The sequence below is a fragment of the Actinotalea soli genome (assembly GCF_017565425.1).
In the GTDB taxonomy this organism is placed as follows: domain Bacteria; phylum Actinomycetota; class Actinomycetes; order Actinomycetales; family Cellulomonadaceae; genus Actinotalea; species Actinotalea soli.
Window position 1 is genome coordinate 78,492 of the sequence record NZ_JAGEMK010000010.1, and the last position, 15,525, is coordinate 94,016.

At 72.6% G+C, this 15,525-nt stretch carries 11 protein-coding genes; 7 read left to right on the forward strand and 4 right to left on the reverse strand.

The window, feature by feature from the left end:
- Window positions 1-34 precede the first annotated feature (34 nt).
- Window positions 35-2,419 (forward strand): phosphoribosylformylglycinamidine synthase subunit PurL, encoded by a 2,385-nt coding sequence (gene purL / locus J4G33_RS15230; RefSeq protein ID WP_208056840.1) that lies wholly within the window; start codon window positions 35-37, stop codon window positions 2,417-2,419.
- 94 nt (window positions 2,420-2,513) lie between these two features.
- On the forward strand, window positions 2,514-3,851 hold the full coding sequence (gene gdhA / locus J4G33_RS15235) for an NADP-specific glutamate dehydrogenase (protein ID WP_208056841.1): 1,338 nt from the start codon (window positions 2,514-2,516) through the stop codon (window positions 3,849-3,851).
- 57 nt (window positions 3,852-3,908) lie between these two features.
- Here the strand turns inward: gdhA and J4G33_RS15240 are convergent, their stop codons facing one another.
- The gene (locus J4G33_RS15240; RefSeq protein ID WP_208056842.1) at window positions 3,909-6,317 is read right to left on the reverse strand and encodes a metallopeptidase domain-containing protein; all 2,409 of its coding nucleotides are present in this window, start codon (window positions 6,315-6,317) and stop codon (window positions 3,909-3,911) included.
- Between the two features lie 122 nt (window positions 6,318-6,439).
- Here J4G33_RS15240 and J4G33_RS15245 point away from each other — a divergent pair, with 122 nt between their 5' ends.
- The 5 genes from J4G33_RS15245 (at window position 6,440) to purM (ending at window position 14,019) form a co-directional block, all read left to right on the forward strand.
- Entirely contained in the window at window positions 6,440-6,817 is a 378-nt protein-coding gene (locus J4G33_RS15245) for a sterol carrier family protein (protein WP_208056843.1), read from the forward strand.
- 219 nt (window positions 6,818-7,036) lie between these two features.
- A complete protein-coding gene (locus J4G33_RS15250) occupies window positions 7,037-10,849 on the forward strand; it encodes an ExeM/NucH family extracellular endonuclease (RefSeq protein ID WP_208056844.1) in 3,813 nt (1,270 codons plus the stop codon).
- Between the two features lie 93 nt (window positions 10,850-10,942).
- The gene (locus tag J4G33_RS15255) at window positions 10,943-11,266 is read left to right on the forward strand and encodes a histidine kinase (protein ID WP_208056845.1); all 324 of its coding nucleotides are present in this window, start codon (window positions 10,943-10,945) and stop codon (window positions 11,264-11,266) included.
- 129 nt (window positions 11,267-11,395) lie between these two features.
- Window positions 11,396-12,904, forward strand: a complete 1,509-nt coding sequence (gene purF / locus J4G33_RS15260) for an amidophosphoribosyltransferase (protein WP_243759227.1) — start codon at window positions 11,396-11,398, stop codon at window positions 12,902-12,904.
- Window positions 12,901-14,019: a phosphoribosylformylglycinamidine cyclo-ligase gene (gene purM / locus J4G33_RS15265; RefSeq protein WP_208056847.1), complete on the forward strand. Its 1,119-nt coding sequence runs from the start codon at window positions 12,901-12,903 to the stop codon at window positions 14,017-14,019. The genes purF and purM overlap by 4 nt, the downstream gene beginning before the upstream one ends.
- Before the next feature lie 203 nt (window positions 14,020-14,222).
- On the opposite strand, the gene J4G33_RS15270 is transcribed toward purM, so the two are convergent.
- From J4G33_RS15270 to J4G33_RS15280, 3 genes are all read right to left on the reverse strand, one after another.
- A complete protein-coding gene (locus tag J4G33_RS15270; protein WP_208056848.1) occupies window positions 14,223-14,426 on the reverse strand; it encodes a DUF3073 domain-containing protein in 204 nt (67 codons plus the stop codon).
- A gap of 203 nt (window positions 14,427-14,629) precedes the next feature.
- Window positions 14,630-14,956 (reverse strand): DUF3618 domain-containing protein, encoded by a 327-nt coding sequence (locus J4G33_RS15275; RefSeq protein ID WP_208056849.1) that lies wholly within the window; start codon window positions 14,954-14,956, stop codon window positions 14,630-14,632.
- Entirely contained in the window at window positions 14,956-15,369 is a 414-nt protein-coding gene (locus J4G33_RS15280; protein ID WP_208056850.1) for a phage holin family protein, read from the reverse strand. Before J4G33_RS15280 ends, J4G33_RS15275 begins: the two co-directional genes overlap by 1 nt.
- Window positions 15,370-15,525: the final 156 nt, after the last annotated feature.

Consider the following 15,525-nt stretch of genomic DNA (forward strand, 5'->3'; position numbering starts at 1 on the left):
AGCCCGACCCCGTGGGCCCTTCGGTAGGGAATCGATGACCTCCGCACCTGACACCTCGTCCGACGTCGCCCAGGCCGCGACGGACTCCTCGCACGGCGTGCTGCCCGACACCGTCGCGCACGCCGCGGCGACCCCGGACACCGCCCTGCCCTTCGCCGAGCTGGGCCTCAAGCCTGACGAGTACGAGCGGATCGTCGCGCTGCTGGGCCGTCGGCCCACCGCTGCCGAGCTCGCGATGTACTCGGTCATGTGGTCCGAGCACTGCTCGTACAAGTCCTCCAAGGTGCACCTGCGTCAGTTCGGGGACAAGACCACCGAGGAGATGCGCAAGCACCTTCTCGTCGGCATCGGCGAGAACGCGGGCGTGGTGGACATCGGTGACGGCTGGGCCGTGACCTTCAAGGTCGAGAGCCACAACCACCCGAGCTTCGTCGAGCCCTACCAGGGCGCGGCCACCGGCGTCGGTGGCATCGTGCGGGACATCATCTCGATGGGAGCGCGCCCGGTCGCGGTCATGGACCAGCTGCGCTTCGGCGCGGTCGACCACCCGGACACGGCCCGCGTGGTGCACGGCGTGGTCGCCGGGGTGGGCGGCTACGGCAACTCCCTCGGCCTGCCGAACATCGGCGGCGAGCTGGTCTTCGACTCGGCCTACCAGGGCAACCCCCTGGTCAACGCCCTGTGCGTGGGCGTGCTGCGCCACGAGGACATCCACCTGGCCAACGCCTCGGGCGTGGGCAACAAGGTCGTGCTCTTCGGGGCGCGCACCGGCGGTGACGGCATCGGCGGGGCCTCGATCCTCGCGAGCGAGACCTTCGAGGACGGCGTGCCCTCCAAGCGTCCCTCGGTCCAGGTGGGCGACCCCTTCATGGAGAAGGTCCTCATCGAGTGCTGCCTCGAGCTGTACGCCGCGCGCGTGGTCGAGGGCATCCAGGACCTGGGCGCCGCAGGCATCTCGTGCGCGACCTCCGAGCTCGCGAGCAACGGCGAGGGCGGCATGCACGTCGACCTCGAGAACGTCCTGCTGCGGGACCCGAGCCTGACCGCGGGCGAGATCCTCATGTCCGAGTCCCAGGAGCGGATGATGGCGGTGGTGACTCCCGCCAAGCTCGAGGAGTTCCTCGCGATCACCGCCCGCTGGGACGTCGAGACCGCCGTGATCGGCGAGGTCACGGGCACGGGTCGGCTGACCATCGACCACCACGGCCACCGCATCGTCGACGTCGACCCGCGGACGGTCGCCCACGAGGGGCCTGTGTACGACCGCCCCTACGCGCGGCCCGCGTGGATGGACGGCCTGCAGGCCGACACCGTGAGCGGCCCCGAGGGAGCCGCCCGCTACCCGCGCCCCGCCTCGGGGCAGGAGCTGCGCGAGACCCTGCTGCGCCTGGTCGCCTCGCCGAACCTCGCGAGCAAGTCCTGGGTGACCGACCAGTACGACCGCTTCGTCCAGGGCAACACCGCCATGGCCCAGCCCGACGACGGCGGCGTGATCCGCGTCGACGAGGAGTCCGGCCTCGGCGTGGCTCTGGCCACCGACGCGAACGGCCGCTACGCCAAGCTCGACCCGTACCTCGGTGCCCAGCTCGCCCTGGCCGAGGCCTACCGCAACGTCGCGACCGTGGGGGCACGCCCCCTCGCGGTGACCGACTGCCTGAACTTCGGCTCCCCGGAGGACCCGGACTCCATGTGGCAGCTGGTCCGCGCGATCGAGGGCCTCGCCGACGCCTGCGCCGAGCTCGGGGTGCCCGTCACGGGCGGCAACGTCTCCCTGTACAACGGGACCGGGGAGCCCGGCACGATCGACTCCTCGATCCACCCGACCCCCGTGGTCGGGGTGCTCGGCGTCCTGGACGACGTCGCCCGCGCCACCCCCTCGGGCTGGCGGGTCCCCGGGCAGGCCATCTACCTGCTGGGCACCACGCGCGGTGAGCTCGACGGCTCGGCCTGGGCCGACGTCGTGCACAACCAGCTCGGCGGCCTCCCGCCCCGGGTGGACCTCGCGAACGAGCGCACCCTCGCCGCGATCCTCGTCAACGCCTCGCGGGACGGGCTGGTCGACGCCGCACACGACCTCTCCGAGGGCGGGCTGGCCCAGGGCCTGGTCGAGGCCTGCCTGCGCTACGGCACGGGGGCCCGCGTGTGGCTCGACGAGCTGTGCGCCCGTGACGAGATCACGCCCTTCGAGGCGCTCTTCGCCGTGCCGCGCACCGAGGAGGTGCGCTTCGTCGACATGTGCACCGCCCGGGGCGTGGCGCACCAGCGGATCGGCGTGACCGACGACACCACCGACGCCGACCACCATGACGCGTCGGGGGCTGCCGCAGGGCCCGCCCTCGAGGTCCAGGACCTGTTCACCCTCGGGCTCGACGAGCTCGCCCAGGCGCACCGGGACACCCTGCCGCGACTGTTCGCCTGACCCACCGGGGCGGGCCACGGGCCGCCACGGCTCGCCGGTCCTTCCCAGCCACGGATCGACCGGCGCGACGTCGCGCCCCGAAGGAGCAGCACCCATGGACAGCAAGCTCGAGCCGGTCTACGCCCAGGTCCTGAGTCGCAACCCCGGTGAGTCCGAGTTCCACCAGGCGGTGCGCGAGGTCTTCGACAGCCTCGGCCCGGTGCTGGCCAAGAACCCGCACTACGCGGACGCCGCGGTGCTCGAGCGGATCTGCGAGCCCGAGCGCCAGATCATCTTCCGGGTGCCCTGGGTCGACGACGCCGGCCAGGTGCAGATCAACCGGGGCTTCCGGGTCGAGTACAACTCGGCCCTCGGCCCCTACAAGGGCGGCCTGCGCTTCCACCCCTCGGTCTACCTGGGGATCGTGAAGTTCCTGGGCTTCGAGCAGGTCTTCAAGAACGCCCTGACCGGCATGCCCATCGGTGGCGGCAAGGGAGGCTCGGACTTCGACCCGCGCGGGCGCTCCGACGGCGAGGTGATGCGCTTCTGCCAGTCCTTCATGACCGAGCTGTACCGGCACATCGGCGAGCACACCGACGTGCCCGCGGGGGACATCGGCGTCGGCGGCCGGGAGATCGGCTACCTCTTCGGCCAGTACAAGCGGATCACCAACCGGTACGAGTCGGGGGTCCTGACCGGCAAGGGACTGGCCTGGGGCGGCTCCCTGGTCCGTACCGAGGCCACCGGGTACGGCACCGTCCTGTTCGCCGAGCAGATGCTCCGCACGCAGGGCGAGTCCCTCGACGGGCGCCGGGTGAGCATCTCCGGGGCGGGCAACGTCGCGATCTACGCGGCCCAGAAGGCCCAGCAGCTCGGCGCCCGCGTGGTGACCTTCTCCGACTCCTCGGGCTACGTCGTGGACGAGCAGGGCGTGGACCTCGAGCTGCTCAAGGAGATCAAGGAGGTCCAGCGCGGACGCGCCGCGGACTACGTGGAGCGTCGCCCTGGCTCCCACCTGTCCACCACCGGCACCCTCTGGGAGGTGCCCGTCGACGTCGCCCTCCCGTGCGCGACGCAGAACGAGCTCGACGTGGCCGACGCCCAGGCCCTGCTCCGCAACGGCGTGAAGGTCGTGGCGGAGGGGGCCAACATGCCCACCACCCGCGACGCCGCCGCGCTCTTCCAGGAGTCCGACGTCCTGTTCGCGCCGGGCAAGGCGGCCAACGCCGGTGGTGTGGCGACCTCGGCCCTCGAGATGCAGCAGAACGCCTCGCGGGACTCGTGGACCTTCGAGCACACCGAGGACCGGTTGACCGAGATCATGACCGACATCCACGACCGGTGCGCAGGCACCGCCGAGGAGCACGGCGCCCCGGGCAGCTACGTGCTCGGGGCCAACATCGCGGGCTTCCGCCGTGTCGCGGACGCCATGCTCGCCCTCGGCGTCGTCTGAGGGCGAGGGACCGTCCGTGGGGGGGGCGCGCCCCGCCGCCCCCCCGGCCGGGTCAGGTCAGCGCAGGACGACGAACCCGTCGCTCACCACACGGGGCCGCCCCGCGGTGCCCTGCACGACGATCTTCACCGTGTGGGTGCCCGAGGTCGCCCAGCTGTGCGTCCAGACGATGTTCCGGCGCACCTGGGACGGCGAGTGGGTGTCCACGGTGCCGATCTTCTTGCCGTCGACGTAGACCGTCGCGCGGCCCTTGTCCGGCCCGGTCTGGACGACCCAGCCGACGCTGCGCCCGGTGAACTTGTAGCTCATCGTCGACCCCCGGACGTCGGACACCAGGGCCTTGCCGCCGAGCAGCTGGGTGTTGGAGGCGGTGCGCCACGTGCCCGTGCGTGAGGTCGAGGTCTCCGGTGCGGTCGCGATGTCCCTGACCATCGAGGAGGTGGTGGTGCGGCCCGACCAGTCGCGGGCCTTGAGCTCCCAGGTCCGCGAGCCGCGCGGCACGACGTACTGCGCGCTCGTGGTCGTCGGCTTGTAGGTGGCCGCGCGCCCCGCAGGCTGCACCAGGCTGACGTCCCGCAGGGTCGAGTCGGCGGCCTTCCACGTCAGGGTCACGGGGACCGCTGTCGTGGACACCACGCCCGTGCGCACCGCGAGCTGAGGCGCCTGGGGGAAGGTCGGCGCCATCGAGTCCCGGGTGAGGCTCACGCCGTGGCTCAGGGCGGTCGACACCTCACCCACCGCGCGGACGACGATGTAGTTCGCGCCCTTGCTCAGGGCGATGTCCGCCGTACGGACGCCTGGGGCCAGCGTTGCGACGACGTTGCCGTTGCGGAGCACCTGCTGCTGCACCGCCGCCGGGCCGTCGGCCACGCTCCACGAGATCGTGGTCGTGCTGCCCTGGGTGTAGAACCTGCCGGTGTCGTCGGTCACTGTCCCCGAGAGGGCTGAGATCGTCGGCGTCCCCGGCCGCAGGTTCGGGCCGATGGTCAGCGCGACCGTTGCCGAGCCAGAGGACTGCGCGGTGACCTTGACCACCGCGCCGCCGTCGGCCGTCGTGAAGGTGCGTCCCTGCTTGAGCACGAACCACGGCTCGGAGGTGACGTACGCGGGGTCTTCCACGCCGGCGTCGAGGAGCAGGGTGTCGGCCCCCGCGCCCGGGGAGTCCACGCGGCGCACGACGACGCCCGGGGTGTAGCGGTCGAGCCCCGTGCAGTAGAAGACGCCGAGGGCACAGCCGCCCCGGTTCGTCGCCAGGTCCGCGTCGCGGCCGACGGCGGCCCGGTACTCGACGTGGTAAGTCACGCCGCCCGAGGTGAAGGTGAGGAAACGGGTGCCGGTGAGGCCGCCGACAGGAGCCAGGGCGACCGTCGTCGAGCCGCTCGCCGAGACAGTCGAGGCGCTGTCGAGCAGGCCGAGGGTCTGCAGGTGCGCGCCGCTGAGCGGGCCGGCCGAGGTCCCCACGCCCATGATGTCGTAGGCGTCGCCGTACTCGCCGGGGAGGCACTCGTCGCCGTCGGCGAGGTCGCCGCAGTACACGTACGAGTTCGAGTGGCCGAGGGTGAGGGTGTGTCCCAGCTCGTGGGCGAAGGTCATCCACCGGCTGGAGCGCTTGGTGTCCCCGTTGAGCCACGCCGCGCCGCCGTTGGCCACGTGAGCCACGCCGCTGAAGCCGCAGGCAGCGACGTCAGGGGTGTAGAGCACGGCGTGCTGCCCGTCACCGGCCGGGCGGGGAAGGCCGACGAGGGCGCTCGCCCAGGCCAGGGTCCCGAGGATCTGGGAGTTGGTGCAGGTGGTGGTCTTGCCCCAGGTGCTGTGGACCGCACCGTTCCTGCGGCTCGACTCGCTGAAGACGACCTGCCCGGCCGTCGAGTCCGACCAGTAGGGCGTGACGAGGGTCGTCAGGTCGGTCGCGAGGTCGGCGCTGCGGATCGCGTCGAGGGTCTGGCCCGAGAGCCGGCCGGAGATCAGGTGCACCGGTCGGACGGCGACCACGCCGGGCGCCTGGGCGATCTCGGGGTCGGCGACCTCGGCCTCGGTGGCCTCGGCGAGCACGTTGGCCTCGGGGGCGGCGGTGAGCACGTCGACCGCGAGCAGCTCGGCCGAGGTCTCGGGCTCGGTGATCTCCTCGAGGGGGTCGACCCCGACGACGACGACCTCGACGGTCGATCCGGTGGTCACCTCGGCGATCTCCTCGTCGGGGACCCGCACCGGGTCGCCCTCGGTCGGCACCACGAAGGTCAGCTGGAAGCCGCCGCCGTCGCGCAGCTCCACGGCGAGGCGCTGGACCTCACCGGTGACGGTCTCAGGCTCGGTCGAGCCCTCGGTCGCCACGTCGGTGGTTGTGGTGGTCGTGGTCACCGTCGGCGCGGTGACCGTGGTGCCGGTGGTCGCCCCGGCGGGGGCGAGGCCCACCACCGGGAGCAGGATCGCCGTCGCGGCGGCGAGCAGGACAGGGCGTCGAGCCATGCGTAGAGGCCTCTCAGGACAGTCGCCCTGGGCCCCCATGGCACCGCGGTGCGGACTGATGCTCCTATCGGTCGCTGACCCCCCGACCTTGAGGACGGGTTTTCTGTGGTTGGCTGCCTGGCATGGCACCGGCACGACGCACCGACCCCGCTGTCGGCCGTGCGGCCCTGGCCGCCTGGCAGGCAGATCCCGAGGGTGCGCCCCGGGCCCAGGTGCGCACCGCCGTCCGCTTCACCCTCGAGGAGCTCGCCGAGGTCGCCCCCGGTCCGTCGGTCGAGGTGCGGGTCCCGCCCGACGGCGCCGTGCAGGCCGTCGCGGGGCCGCGGCACACCCGGGGCACGCCCCCCAACGTCGTCGAGACGGACCCCAGCACCTGGTTGGCCCTGGTCAGCGGGCAGATCGTGTGGGCCGAGGCCGTCGCCTCGGGGCGGGTCCGCGCCTCCGGGGCCCGGGCCGACCTCGCGCCGTACCTCCCGCTCCAGGCCGCGCGACAGCGCTGACGGGGGTCCGGTCGGGCGGGCCGCGACCGGGTCGCCGCCGGCGCCGACCGCTCAGCTCGCGGGACGGCTGCGACCACCTGGTGAACGAAGGTCAAACCTTCCATGACCAAGGTCACAAGGGGGGTGGATCTTCACCCGGTCGGCCTATAGCGTGCACCGGGTCAGGGCGCCGCCTCGAGCGCCTTCGCTCCGTGCAGTGACCCCCTGGAGGTCAGCCCGATGCACCACGCCCGGCGCCGTACCCGGCGCCTCGTCACCCTCTCGGCAGCAGGCTCTCTCGGCCTCGCTGCCGTTCTCGTCCCCCCGGCCGCTGCGGCCGAGGTGACGCACACGATCGCCGAGGTGCAGGGCACCGGCGACGCCACCCCCCTGGCAGGCAGCACGGTCACCGTCGAGGGTGTGGTCACGGCCGACCACACCACGGGCGGCTACCGTGGCCTGTACGTGCAGACCGCCGGCTCGGGCGGGACCGAGGACGCGACCCCCGGAGCCTCGGACGGCATCTTCGTCTACCTCAACACCCGGACCACCGACGCGCAGATCGGCGACCTCGTGCAGGTCACGGGCGTCGCAGGCGAGTACTTCGGGCTGACCCAGATCTCTGCCGCCGGAGCGGGCGGAGCGGTCGAGGTGGTCGGCGAGGGCCAGGTGCCCGACCCCGTCAGCCTGCCCGACTCCCTCACCGGCGCGGACCGCGAGCCCTTCGAGGGCATGCTCGTCGCCCCCGAGGGTGACTACCTGGTGGCCTCGACCCACGAGGTCGACCGCTTCGGGGCCGTCTGGCTGAGCGCGGGGGACACCCTGCCGGTCAAGAGCACCGAGCTGGCCCGGCCGGGGGCCGAGGCCGACGCGATCGCGGCCCAGAACGCGGCCCGTCGCCTGCTCCTGGACGACGGTCGCAGCAGCCAGGTGACCGGTGCGACCCAGCCGTACCTCACGGCCGAGGACCCGGTCCGCGTCGGTGACGGCGTCGACTTTGCCGACCTGACCTACGTGCTGCACTACGGCTTCGACGAGTGGCGCCTCCAGCCCACCACGCCGATCAGCGCGCAGACCCCCGCCGAGCAGAAGCCCACCTTCACCGAGCTCAACCCGCGTCCCGAGGCCCCGGCCGAGGTCGGCGGGGACCTCGCGGTCGCGGCCTTCAACGTCCTCAACTACTTCACGACCTTCACCGAGGACGACTCGCGGGCGCGTGGCGCCCGGAACCAGGCCCAGTTCGACCTGCAGAAGCCCAAGATCGTCCAGGCCATCACCTCGCTCGGGGCCGACGTCGTCGCCCTGCAGGAGATCGAGAACTCGGTGCAGTTCGGCGACGGGACCCCCGACGTCGCGCTCGCCGACCTCGTGGCTGCCCTGAACGTGGCTGAGGGCAGCGAGGTCTGGGCCTACGTGCCCACCCCCGCGGTGCTCGTCGGCGAGGGAGCGACCGAGACCGACGCGATCATGAACGCGATCATCTACCGCACCGACACGGTCGAGCCCGTGGGCGAGAGCCTCGCGCCGGTCGACGAGACCGTGTGGAACATCGCCCGGGAGCCGATCGCCCAGACCTTCGCCCCGCTCGACGGCGGGGAGGAGTTCGCGGTGGTCGCGAACCACTTCAAGTCCAAGGGCGGCGGAACGGGCGAGGAGCCGGCCGACGGCCAGGGCTTCTTCAACGCCGAGCGCGTCGGCCAGGCCGAGGCGGTCATCGAGTTCGTCGAGGAGGAGGTCCTCGGCGCGGGTGTCGAGGACGTCGCGGTGCTCGGGGACCTGAACTCCTACAGCCAGGAGGACCCGATCGCGGCCTTCGCGGCGGCAGGCTACGTGGACCTCACGGCCCAGCACGCCTCGGGCCAGTACACCTACACCTTCGACGGCGAGCTCGGCTCCCTCGACCACGCCCTCGCGACCCCGTCCTTCGCCGAGCGCGTGACCGGGGCCGACATCTGGGAGATCAACGCCCCCGAGTGGTTCGGCTACCAGTACTACGGAGCCTTCCCGCAGGCCGAGGCCGGGACCGTGTACCGCTCCTCCGACCACGACCCGATCCTCGTCGGGTTCACGGCCGAGGGCCCCGACGGCGGTGACGGCACGGTCGAGATCGACCTGCTGACCGTCAACGACTTCCACGGGCGGCTCGAGGCGAACCCCCCGGCGGCCGGGGCCGCGGTCCTGGCCGGGGCGGTCAACTCCTACCGGGACGCGAACCCGAACACGCTGTTCCTCTCGGCGGGGGACAACATCGGTGCCTCGACCTTCACCTCCTTCGTCCAGGAGGACACCCCCACCATCGAGGCCCTCAACGCGATGGGCCTGGACGCCGCGGCCCTGGGCAACCACGAGTTCGACCGGGGCCGCGAGGACCTGGACGACCGCGTGATCCCGCTCGCGGACTTCCCGCACCTCGGGGCCAACGTCTACGACCGTGAGACCGGCGAGCCCGCGTACGAGGACTACTGGATCACCGAGATCGACGGGGTCGACGTGGGCTTCATCGGCGCCCTCACCGAGGACATGCCCTCCCTGGTCACCCCGGCCGGGATCGCGAGCCTGGAGTTCCGGCCGATCGTCGAGGAGGTCAACCGCGTCGCGGCCGACCTGACCGACGGTGACCCTGCCAACGGCGAGGCCGACGTGCTGGTCCTGCTGGTCCACGAGGGCCCGGCCTCGGCCGACATCGCCGACTCGACCGACGACTCGGACTTCGGACGCATCGCGACCGAGGTGAGCCCCGAGGTCGACGTGATCTTCGCGGGTCACACCCACCAGCGGCACACCCACCAGATCCCCGTCGAGGGATGGGCCGACGGGCTCACCCGGCCGGTGGTGCAGGGCGGCCAGTACGGCGAGACCCTCGCCCGGGTCACCCTCACGGTCGACGCGGACGGCGAGGTCGTGGACAACGCGGCCGAGATCGTCCCGCTCGTGGTCGACGGGCAGCCGGCCTTCGAGCCCGACGCGGAGGTCGCGGCCATCGTGGCCGAGGCCGTCGAGGTGGCGGAGGAGCTCGGCCAGGTCTCGCTCGGGGAGATCACGGGTGACCTGCGGCGGGCCCAGCAGTCGAACGGCTCGGAGAACCGGGGCGGGGAGTCCACCCTGAACAACCTCGTGGCCGACGTGCAGCGGTGGGCCACGCAGGACGCCGGCACGCAGATCGCCTTCATGAACCCGGGCGGGCTGCGGGCCGACCTCACGTATGCCTCGAGCGGCGAGGGGGACCCGGACGGCAACGTCACCTACCGGGAGGCGGCCAACGTCCAGCCCTTCGCCAACACGCTCGTCACCATGACCCTCACGGGCCAGCAGGTGGTCGACGTGCTCGAGGAGCAGTGGCAGCCCGCGGGGGCCAGCCGCCCGTTCCTCAAGCTCGGCACGTCGGGCCTGACCTACACCTACGACCCGACCGGCCCCGAGGGCGACCGGATCGACCGGGTGCTGGTCGACGGGGAGCCGCTCGACCTCGAGGCCGGGTACACGGTGGTCGTGAACTCCTTCCTCGCCTCGGGCGGGGACAACTTCACGACCCTCGCCGAGGGCAGCGACGCGCGGGACTCGGGTCGTGTGGACCTGCAGGCCTTCGTCGACTACCTGGGGGAGCTCTCGCCCGTGAGCCCCGACCTCGCGCAGCGGGCCGTCGGAGTCCACGTCGTGGACCCGCCGGCGGAGGGCTACCTGCCCGAGGACGAGGTCACGGTCGAGCTCTCCTCCCTGCTGTTCAGCGCCGGGGAGCAGCAGCCCGACGAGGTCACCGTCCGGGCGGGCGACGAGGTCCTCGCGACCGCGGCGATCGACCCGACCATCGTCGACACCACCGACGAGGTGGGCCGGGCGAGCGTGACCTTCACCGTGCCGGAGGGCACCGAGGCGGGTGAGCTCGTGCTCGTCGCGGGGACCGAGACCGGCACCAGTGCCGAGTTCGCGGTGACCGTGGCCGAGGCGGACGAGCCCGAGGAGCCCGGGGAGCCCGGGGGCAACTGGCTGGTGGACCTGGTCAAGAAGCTCTTCGGCTGGCTCTGGTACCTGTTCATCGGCTGGTGGCGCCCCTGAGCCCGTGCCGGATGACGGCCTGAGCTCGCCGCCACCTGTGGCGTGACGCACGACGACCGGACCCTGCCCGCTCCGCGCGGGTAGGGTCCGGTTGTGTCGTCCGACCAGAACGCCCCAGACCCGGACCAGCCCGCCGAGGGCCGGCCCGCCCCCGCCCCCGCGCCCGACGCCGAGGAGCTCGAGCGGGTCGCCACCCCCGCGACGGTGCGCCGCGCGCCCCGCTACCGGGGCTTCGTCATGGCCGGGGTCGTGCTGGGGATCCTCGTCGCGGTGCCCACCGTGCTGCTCTGGCGCGGGGGGACCAACGAGCTCGGCCTGGGGCCCGTCGTCGTCTTCACCGGGCTGACCCTCGCCGTCCTGGGCGCGATCCTCGGCGCCGTGGCCGCCGTGGTCGCGGACCGGCGCTCGCGGCGCTGAGGGACGGCGCGCGCCGGCGGTGGCGGGACACCGTCCGCCGGGACTCCCCGACGCCGCGCGCGCGACCCGGCGGGCGTGTGCGACGATGGCGCCGTGCCCCGCGGTGACGGACGACTGAGCCATGACCTCATGCCCGGTGAGAAGGGCCCCCAGGACGCGTGCGGCGTCTTCGGGGTCTGGGCCCCCGGTGAGGAGGTGGCCAAGCTCACCTACTTCGGCCTGTACGCCCTGCAGCACCGGGGTCAGGAGTCAGCCGGCATCGCCGCCTCGAACGGGGACCAGCTCCTCGTCTACAAGGACATGGGCCTGGTCTCGCAGGTCTTCGACGAGACGGCCCTCAACGCCCTGACCGGGCACGTCGCGATCGGCCACACCCGGTACTCGACCACCGGCGCCTCGACGTGGGAGAACGCCCAGCCGACCCTCGGCCCCACGGCCGGCGGGACGATCGCCCTGGGTCACAACGGCAACCTCACCAACACCGCCGAGCTCGTCGACCTCGTGGCCGAGCGCTACGGCTCGCAGCGCCGCGGTGAGCTCGCCCGCGGCACCACCACCGACACCGCGCTGGTCACGGCCCTGCTCCAGGGCGACCCCGACCACACCCTCGAGGCCACCGCCCTCGAGGTGCTGCCGCGGCTCCGCGGCGCCTTCTGCCTGGTCTTCATGGACGAGCACACCCTCTACGCGGCACGGGACACCCACGGCGTCCGGCCCCTGGTCCTCGGTCGCCTCGAGCGCGGCTGGGTGGTCGCGAGCGAGAGCGCCGCCCTGGACATCGTCGGTGCCTCGCTGGTGCGTGAGGTCGAGCCCGGCGAGCTCATCGCGATCGACGCCGACGGGCTGCGCAGCACCCGCTTCGCCCCGGCCACGCCGACGGGCTGCTCCTTCGAGTACATCTACCTGGCCCGGCCGGACACGAGCATCTCCGGGCGCTCGGTCCACGCCGCCCGCGTGGAGATGGGCCGGGCCCTGGCGCGGGAGTTCCCCGTCGACGCCGACCTCGTCATCCCGGTGCCCGAGTCCGGGACCCCGGCAGCCATCGGCTACGCCGCCGAGTCGGGGATCCGGTACGCCCAGGGGCTGACCAAGAACGCCTACGTGGGGCGGACCTTCATCCAGCCCTCGCAGACCCTGCGCCAGCTCGGCATCCGGCTCAAGCTCAACCCGCTCAAGGACGTCATCCGCGGGCAGCGCCTCGTGGTGGTCGACGACACGATCGTGCGCGGCAACACCCAGCGCGCCCTGGTCCGGATGCTGCGCGAGGCGGGGGCGGCCGAGGTGCACGTGCGGATCTCCGCACCGCCCGTCAAGTGGCCCTGCTTCTACGGCATCGACTTCGCCTCGCGGGCCGAGCTGATCGCCACGGGCCTGACCCCCGACGAGATCGGACGCTCGATCGGGGCGGACTCCCTGGGCTACCTGTCCCTCGAGGGCATGATCGAGGCCACCGAGCAGCCCTCGGCACGGCTGTGCACCGCGTGCTTCACCGGGAAGTACCCCATCGAGCTGCCCCCGGCGGACCGGCTCGGCAAGCACCTGCTCGAGCAGAGCGAGCTGCCTCTGGGGGCCCCCGAGGACGGCCTGTCCTCGCTGCTCACCTCGACCGGTGGCGCGAGCGCGCTCGAGCACCCGTGAGCGACTCCGGGCGGGAGCCGGTCACCTACGCCTCGGCCGGGGTCGACACCGAGGCCGGGGACCGTGCCGTCGAGCTCATGAAGGACGCCGTGCGGGCCACCCACGGCCCGCAGGTGCTGGGCGGGGTCGGCGGCTTCGCCGGGCTCTACGACCTGGCGGCGGTCTCCCGGTACCGGCGGCCGTTGCTCGCCACCTCGACCGACGGCGTCGGCACCAAGGTGGCGATCGCTCAGGCCATGGACGTGCACCACACGATCGGCTTCGACCTGGTCGGCATGGTCGTGGACGACATCGTCGTGGTGGGCGCCGAGCCGCTCTTCATGACCGACTACATCGCGACGGGGTCGGTGGTCCCCGAGCGGGTCGCCGCGATCGTCCGGGGGATCGCCGAGGCCTGCGCCGAGACGGGGACCGCCCTGGTCGGCGGGGAGACCGCCGAGCACCCCGGGCTGCTCGCCCCCGACGAGTACGACGTCGCCGGGGCCGCGACCGGGATCGTGGAGGCCGAGGACGTGCTCGGCCCCGAGCGCGTCCGGGCGGGGGACGTGGTCCTCGCGATGGCCTCCTCGGGCCTGCACTCCAACGGGTACTCCCTCGTGCGTCGGGTCCTCCAGGTCGCCGGCTGGTCCCTGGACCGCGAGGTGCCCGAGCTGGGCCGCCGGCTCGGTGAGGAGCTCCTCGAGCCCACCCGCCTGTACACGCGTCCGTGCCTGTCCTTGGCCCGAGACGCGGGCCGTCACCTGCACGCCCTGAGCCACGTCACCGGTGGGGGACTCGCGGCGAACCTGGCGCGGGTCCTGCCCCCCGGGCTGCTCGCCGAAGTCGACCGGTCGAGCTGGACGGTGCCCCCGGTCTTCGAGATGGTGCGGCACCTGGGCGACGTGCCCTGGACCGACCTCGAGGCCACCCTGAACCTCGGGGTGGGGATGGTCGCCGTCGTCAGCCCTGAGGGCGTCGACGGGGCTGTGGCGCAGCTCGCTGAGGCGGGAGTGCCCTCCTGGGTCCTGGGCCGGGTCCGCTCCGACGAGGGTGAGACGGGCGATGGCGTCGTCCGAGGGACCAAGGGCGTGCGCGGCGGGGCCGTGCAGATGCTCGGGCGCTACACGACGGCCTGAGACCCCGGCTGCGGCCTCAGGCCTCGCGACGGCGAGGACCTGGGTGGGGGAGGCGCGCCCGCGGCCAGCTGACCGACGACGCGCGCGGTGGTGCACCGGCTCCGGACGCGACGGAACCCCGGGGGCCCGAGGGCCTCCGGGGTTCTCGTCGACTGCGTGCTCCGACCTGCCGTCCTGCGCAGGTCAGGGTGCGTGTCGACCGGTCAACGTTCCTCTGCTGACCAGTCGGCGTAGTCGTCAGCGTCCTCAGGGGTTCCCGAGGCCTGTCGGCTCTCCGTCGCCAGGTCGCTGCGGCGTCCACCAGACGTGAGCTCCTGCTCGAGGGCTCGGTAGTTCGGCTCGTAGCTCGAGTACTTGAGCTCGCGAGCGACCTTCGTCTGCTTAGCCTTCTGACGGCCGCGCCCCATGGCATCGACCCCCTCTAACGTAGAAGCGGGGCGGCACCGTGTTGTCACGTGCGGCCCCGGGGTGCTGGTTCTTCGTCGTGCGCTAACGGTACATGCTCTGCGGCCGTTCCGGCGACCCGCGCCCCCCGGACGGCCCTGTGATGTGCCCAGCGTGAGGGACGTCACGTCTCGCGGAACGGGACGTGAGGCTCCGCAGCCTCGGCTCAGAGCTTGCGGATGATGCTGGCGACGAGCCCCACGGCGGCCGCGGCCCCCGTGCCCAGGATCACCCAGGCGCGCGTCGTCGGCTCGGGCTCGCCCAGCGGACGGGACTCCCCCGAGACCTTGCGCTTGACCTCGGCGACGGCAGCCTTGACCTCGTCGACCGCGAGGGTCGCCTGCGTGCGGGGGTCGAGGCGGTCGGAGAGCTCGTCCACGGTGAGGCGGAGCTCCTGACGGGTCCGGGCGATCTCCGCCTCGATCTGCTGAGGGGTGCGCTGGTGCTTGTCCTCCTCGGAGGAGGAGCTGGCTGCGGTGGTGGACGCGTTCATCACTGAAGTCCTTCCTTGACGGCCTCGACGTCGAGCTTGACGCTCTCCTGCGCACGCTCGGGGACCGGCGGGACGCCCTTCTTGAGGGTCTTGATGCCGATCAGGGCCAGGGTCGCGGCGATCGCCAGGAGCACGACGGCCACGATCAGCGCGGCGAGCCACGCGGGGACGGCGTTCGCCAGGCCGAGCACCGCGGTGGCGATGAGCGTGGCGAGGGCGAAGAACCCCAAGAGACCGGCCCCGACCAGGAGCCCCACGCCGATGCCCGCGTGCTTGGCCTTCTCGGTCATCTCCGCCTTGGCGAGCGCGATCTCGTCGCGGATCAGCTGCGAGAGCTTCTCCGTCAGGTTCTGCACGAGCTCGCCGATGCTCGGTCGAGCGTCGGCACGCCCGGTGCTGTTCGTGCTCGTCACCTCACCACGTCCTTCGTCGTCGTCGGCCCACGGGCAGCGCCGGTGGGTTAGGCCCCATTCTCCGCCCAGCCAACCCGTCGTGGGGCGGTTCGGCAATCGGAGAGCACGAGGACGACGCTCGGGGAGGGGGGCGGAGCCAGACGCTGGGCTTCGGCA

Excerpts from the sequence above, each read along its gene's own strand:
- J4G33_RS15250 (WP_208056844.1), top strand. The coding sequence starts at position 7,037 with ATGCACCACGCCCGGCGCCGTACCCGGCGCCTCGTCACCCTCTCGGCA.
- J4G33_RS15240 (WP_208056842.1), bottom strand. The coding sequence starts at position 6,317 with ATGGCTCGACGCCCTGTCCTGCTCGCCGCCGCGACGGCGATCCTGCTC.
- gdhA (WP_208056841.1), top strand. The coding sequence starts at position 2,514 with ATGGACAGCAAGCTCGAGCCGGTCTACGCCCAGGTCCTGAGTCGCAAC.
- purF (WP_243759227.1), top strand. The coding sequence starts at position 11,396 with ATGCCCGGTGAGAAGGGCCCCCAGGACGCGTGCGGCGTCTTCGGGGTC.
- purL (WP_208056840.1), top strand. The coding sequence starts at position 35 with ATGACCTCCGCACCTGACACCTCGTCCGACGTCGCCCAGGCCGCGACG.
- J4G33_RS15275 (WP_208056849.1), bottom strand. The coding sequence starts at position 14,956 with ATGAACGCGTCCACCACCGCAGCCAGCTCCTCCTCCGAGGAGGACAAG.
- J4G33_RS15270 (WP_208056848.1), bottom strand. The coding sequence starts at position 14,426 with ATGGGGCGCGGCCGTCAGAAGGCTAAGCAGACGAAGGTCGCTCGCGAG.
- J4G33_RS15245 (WP_208056843.1), top strand. The coding sequence starts at position 6,440 with ATGGCACCGGCACGACGCACCGACCCCGCTGTCGGCCGTGCGGCCCTG.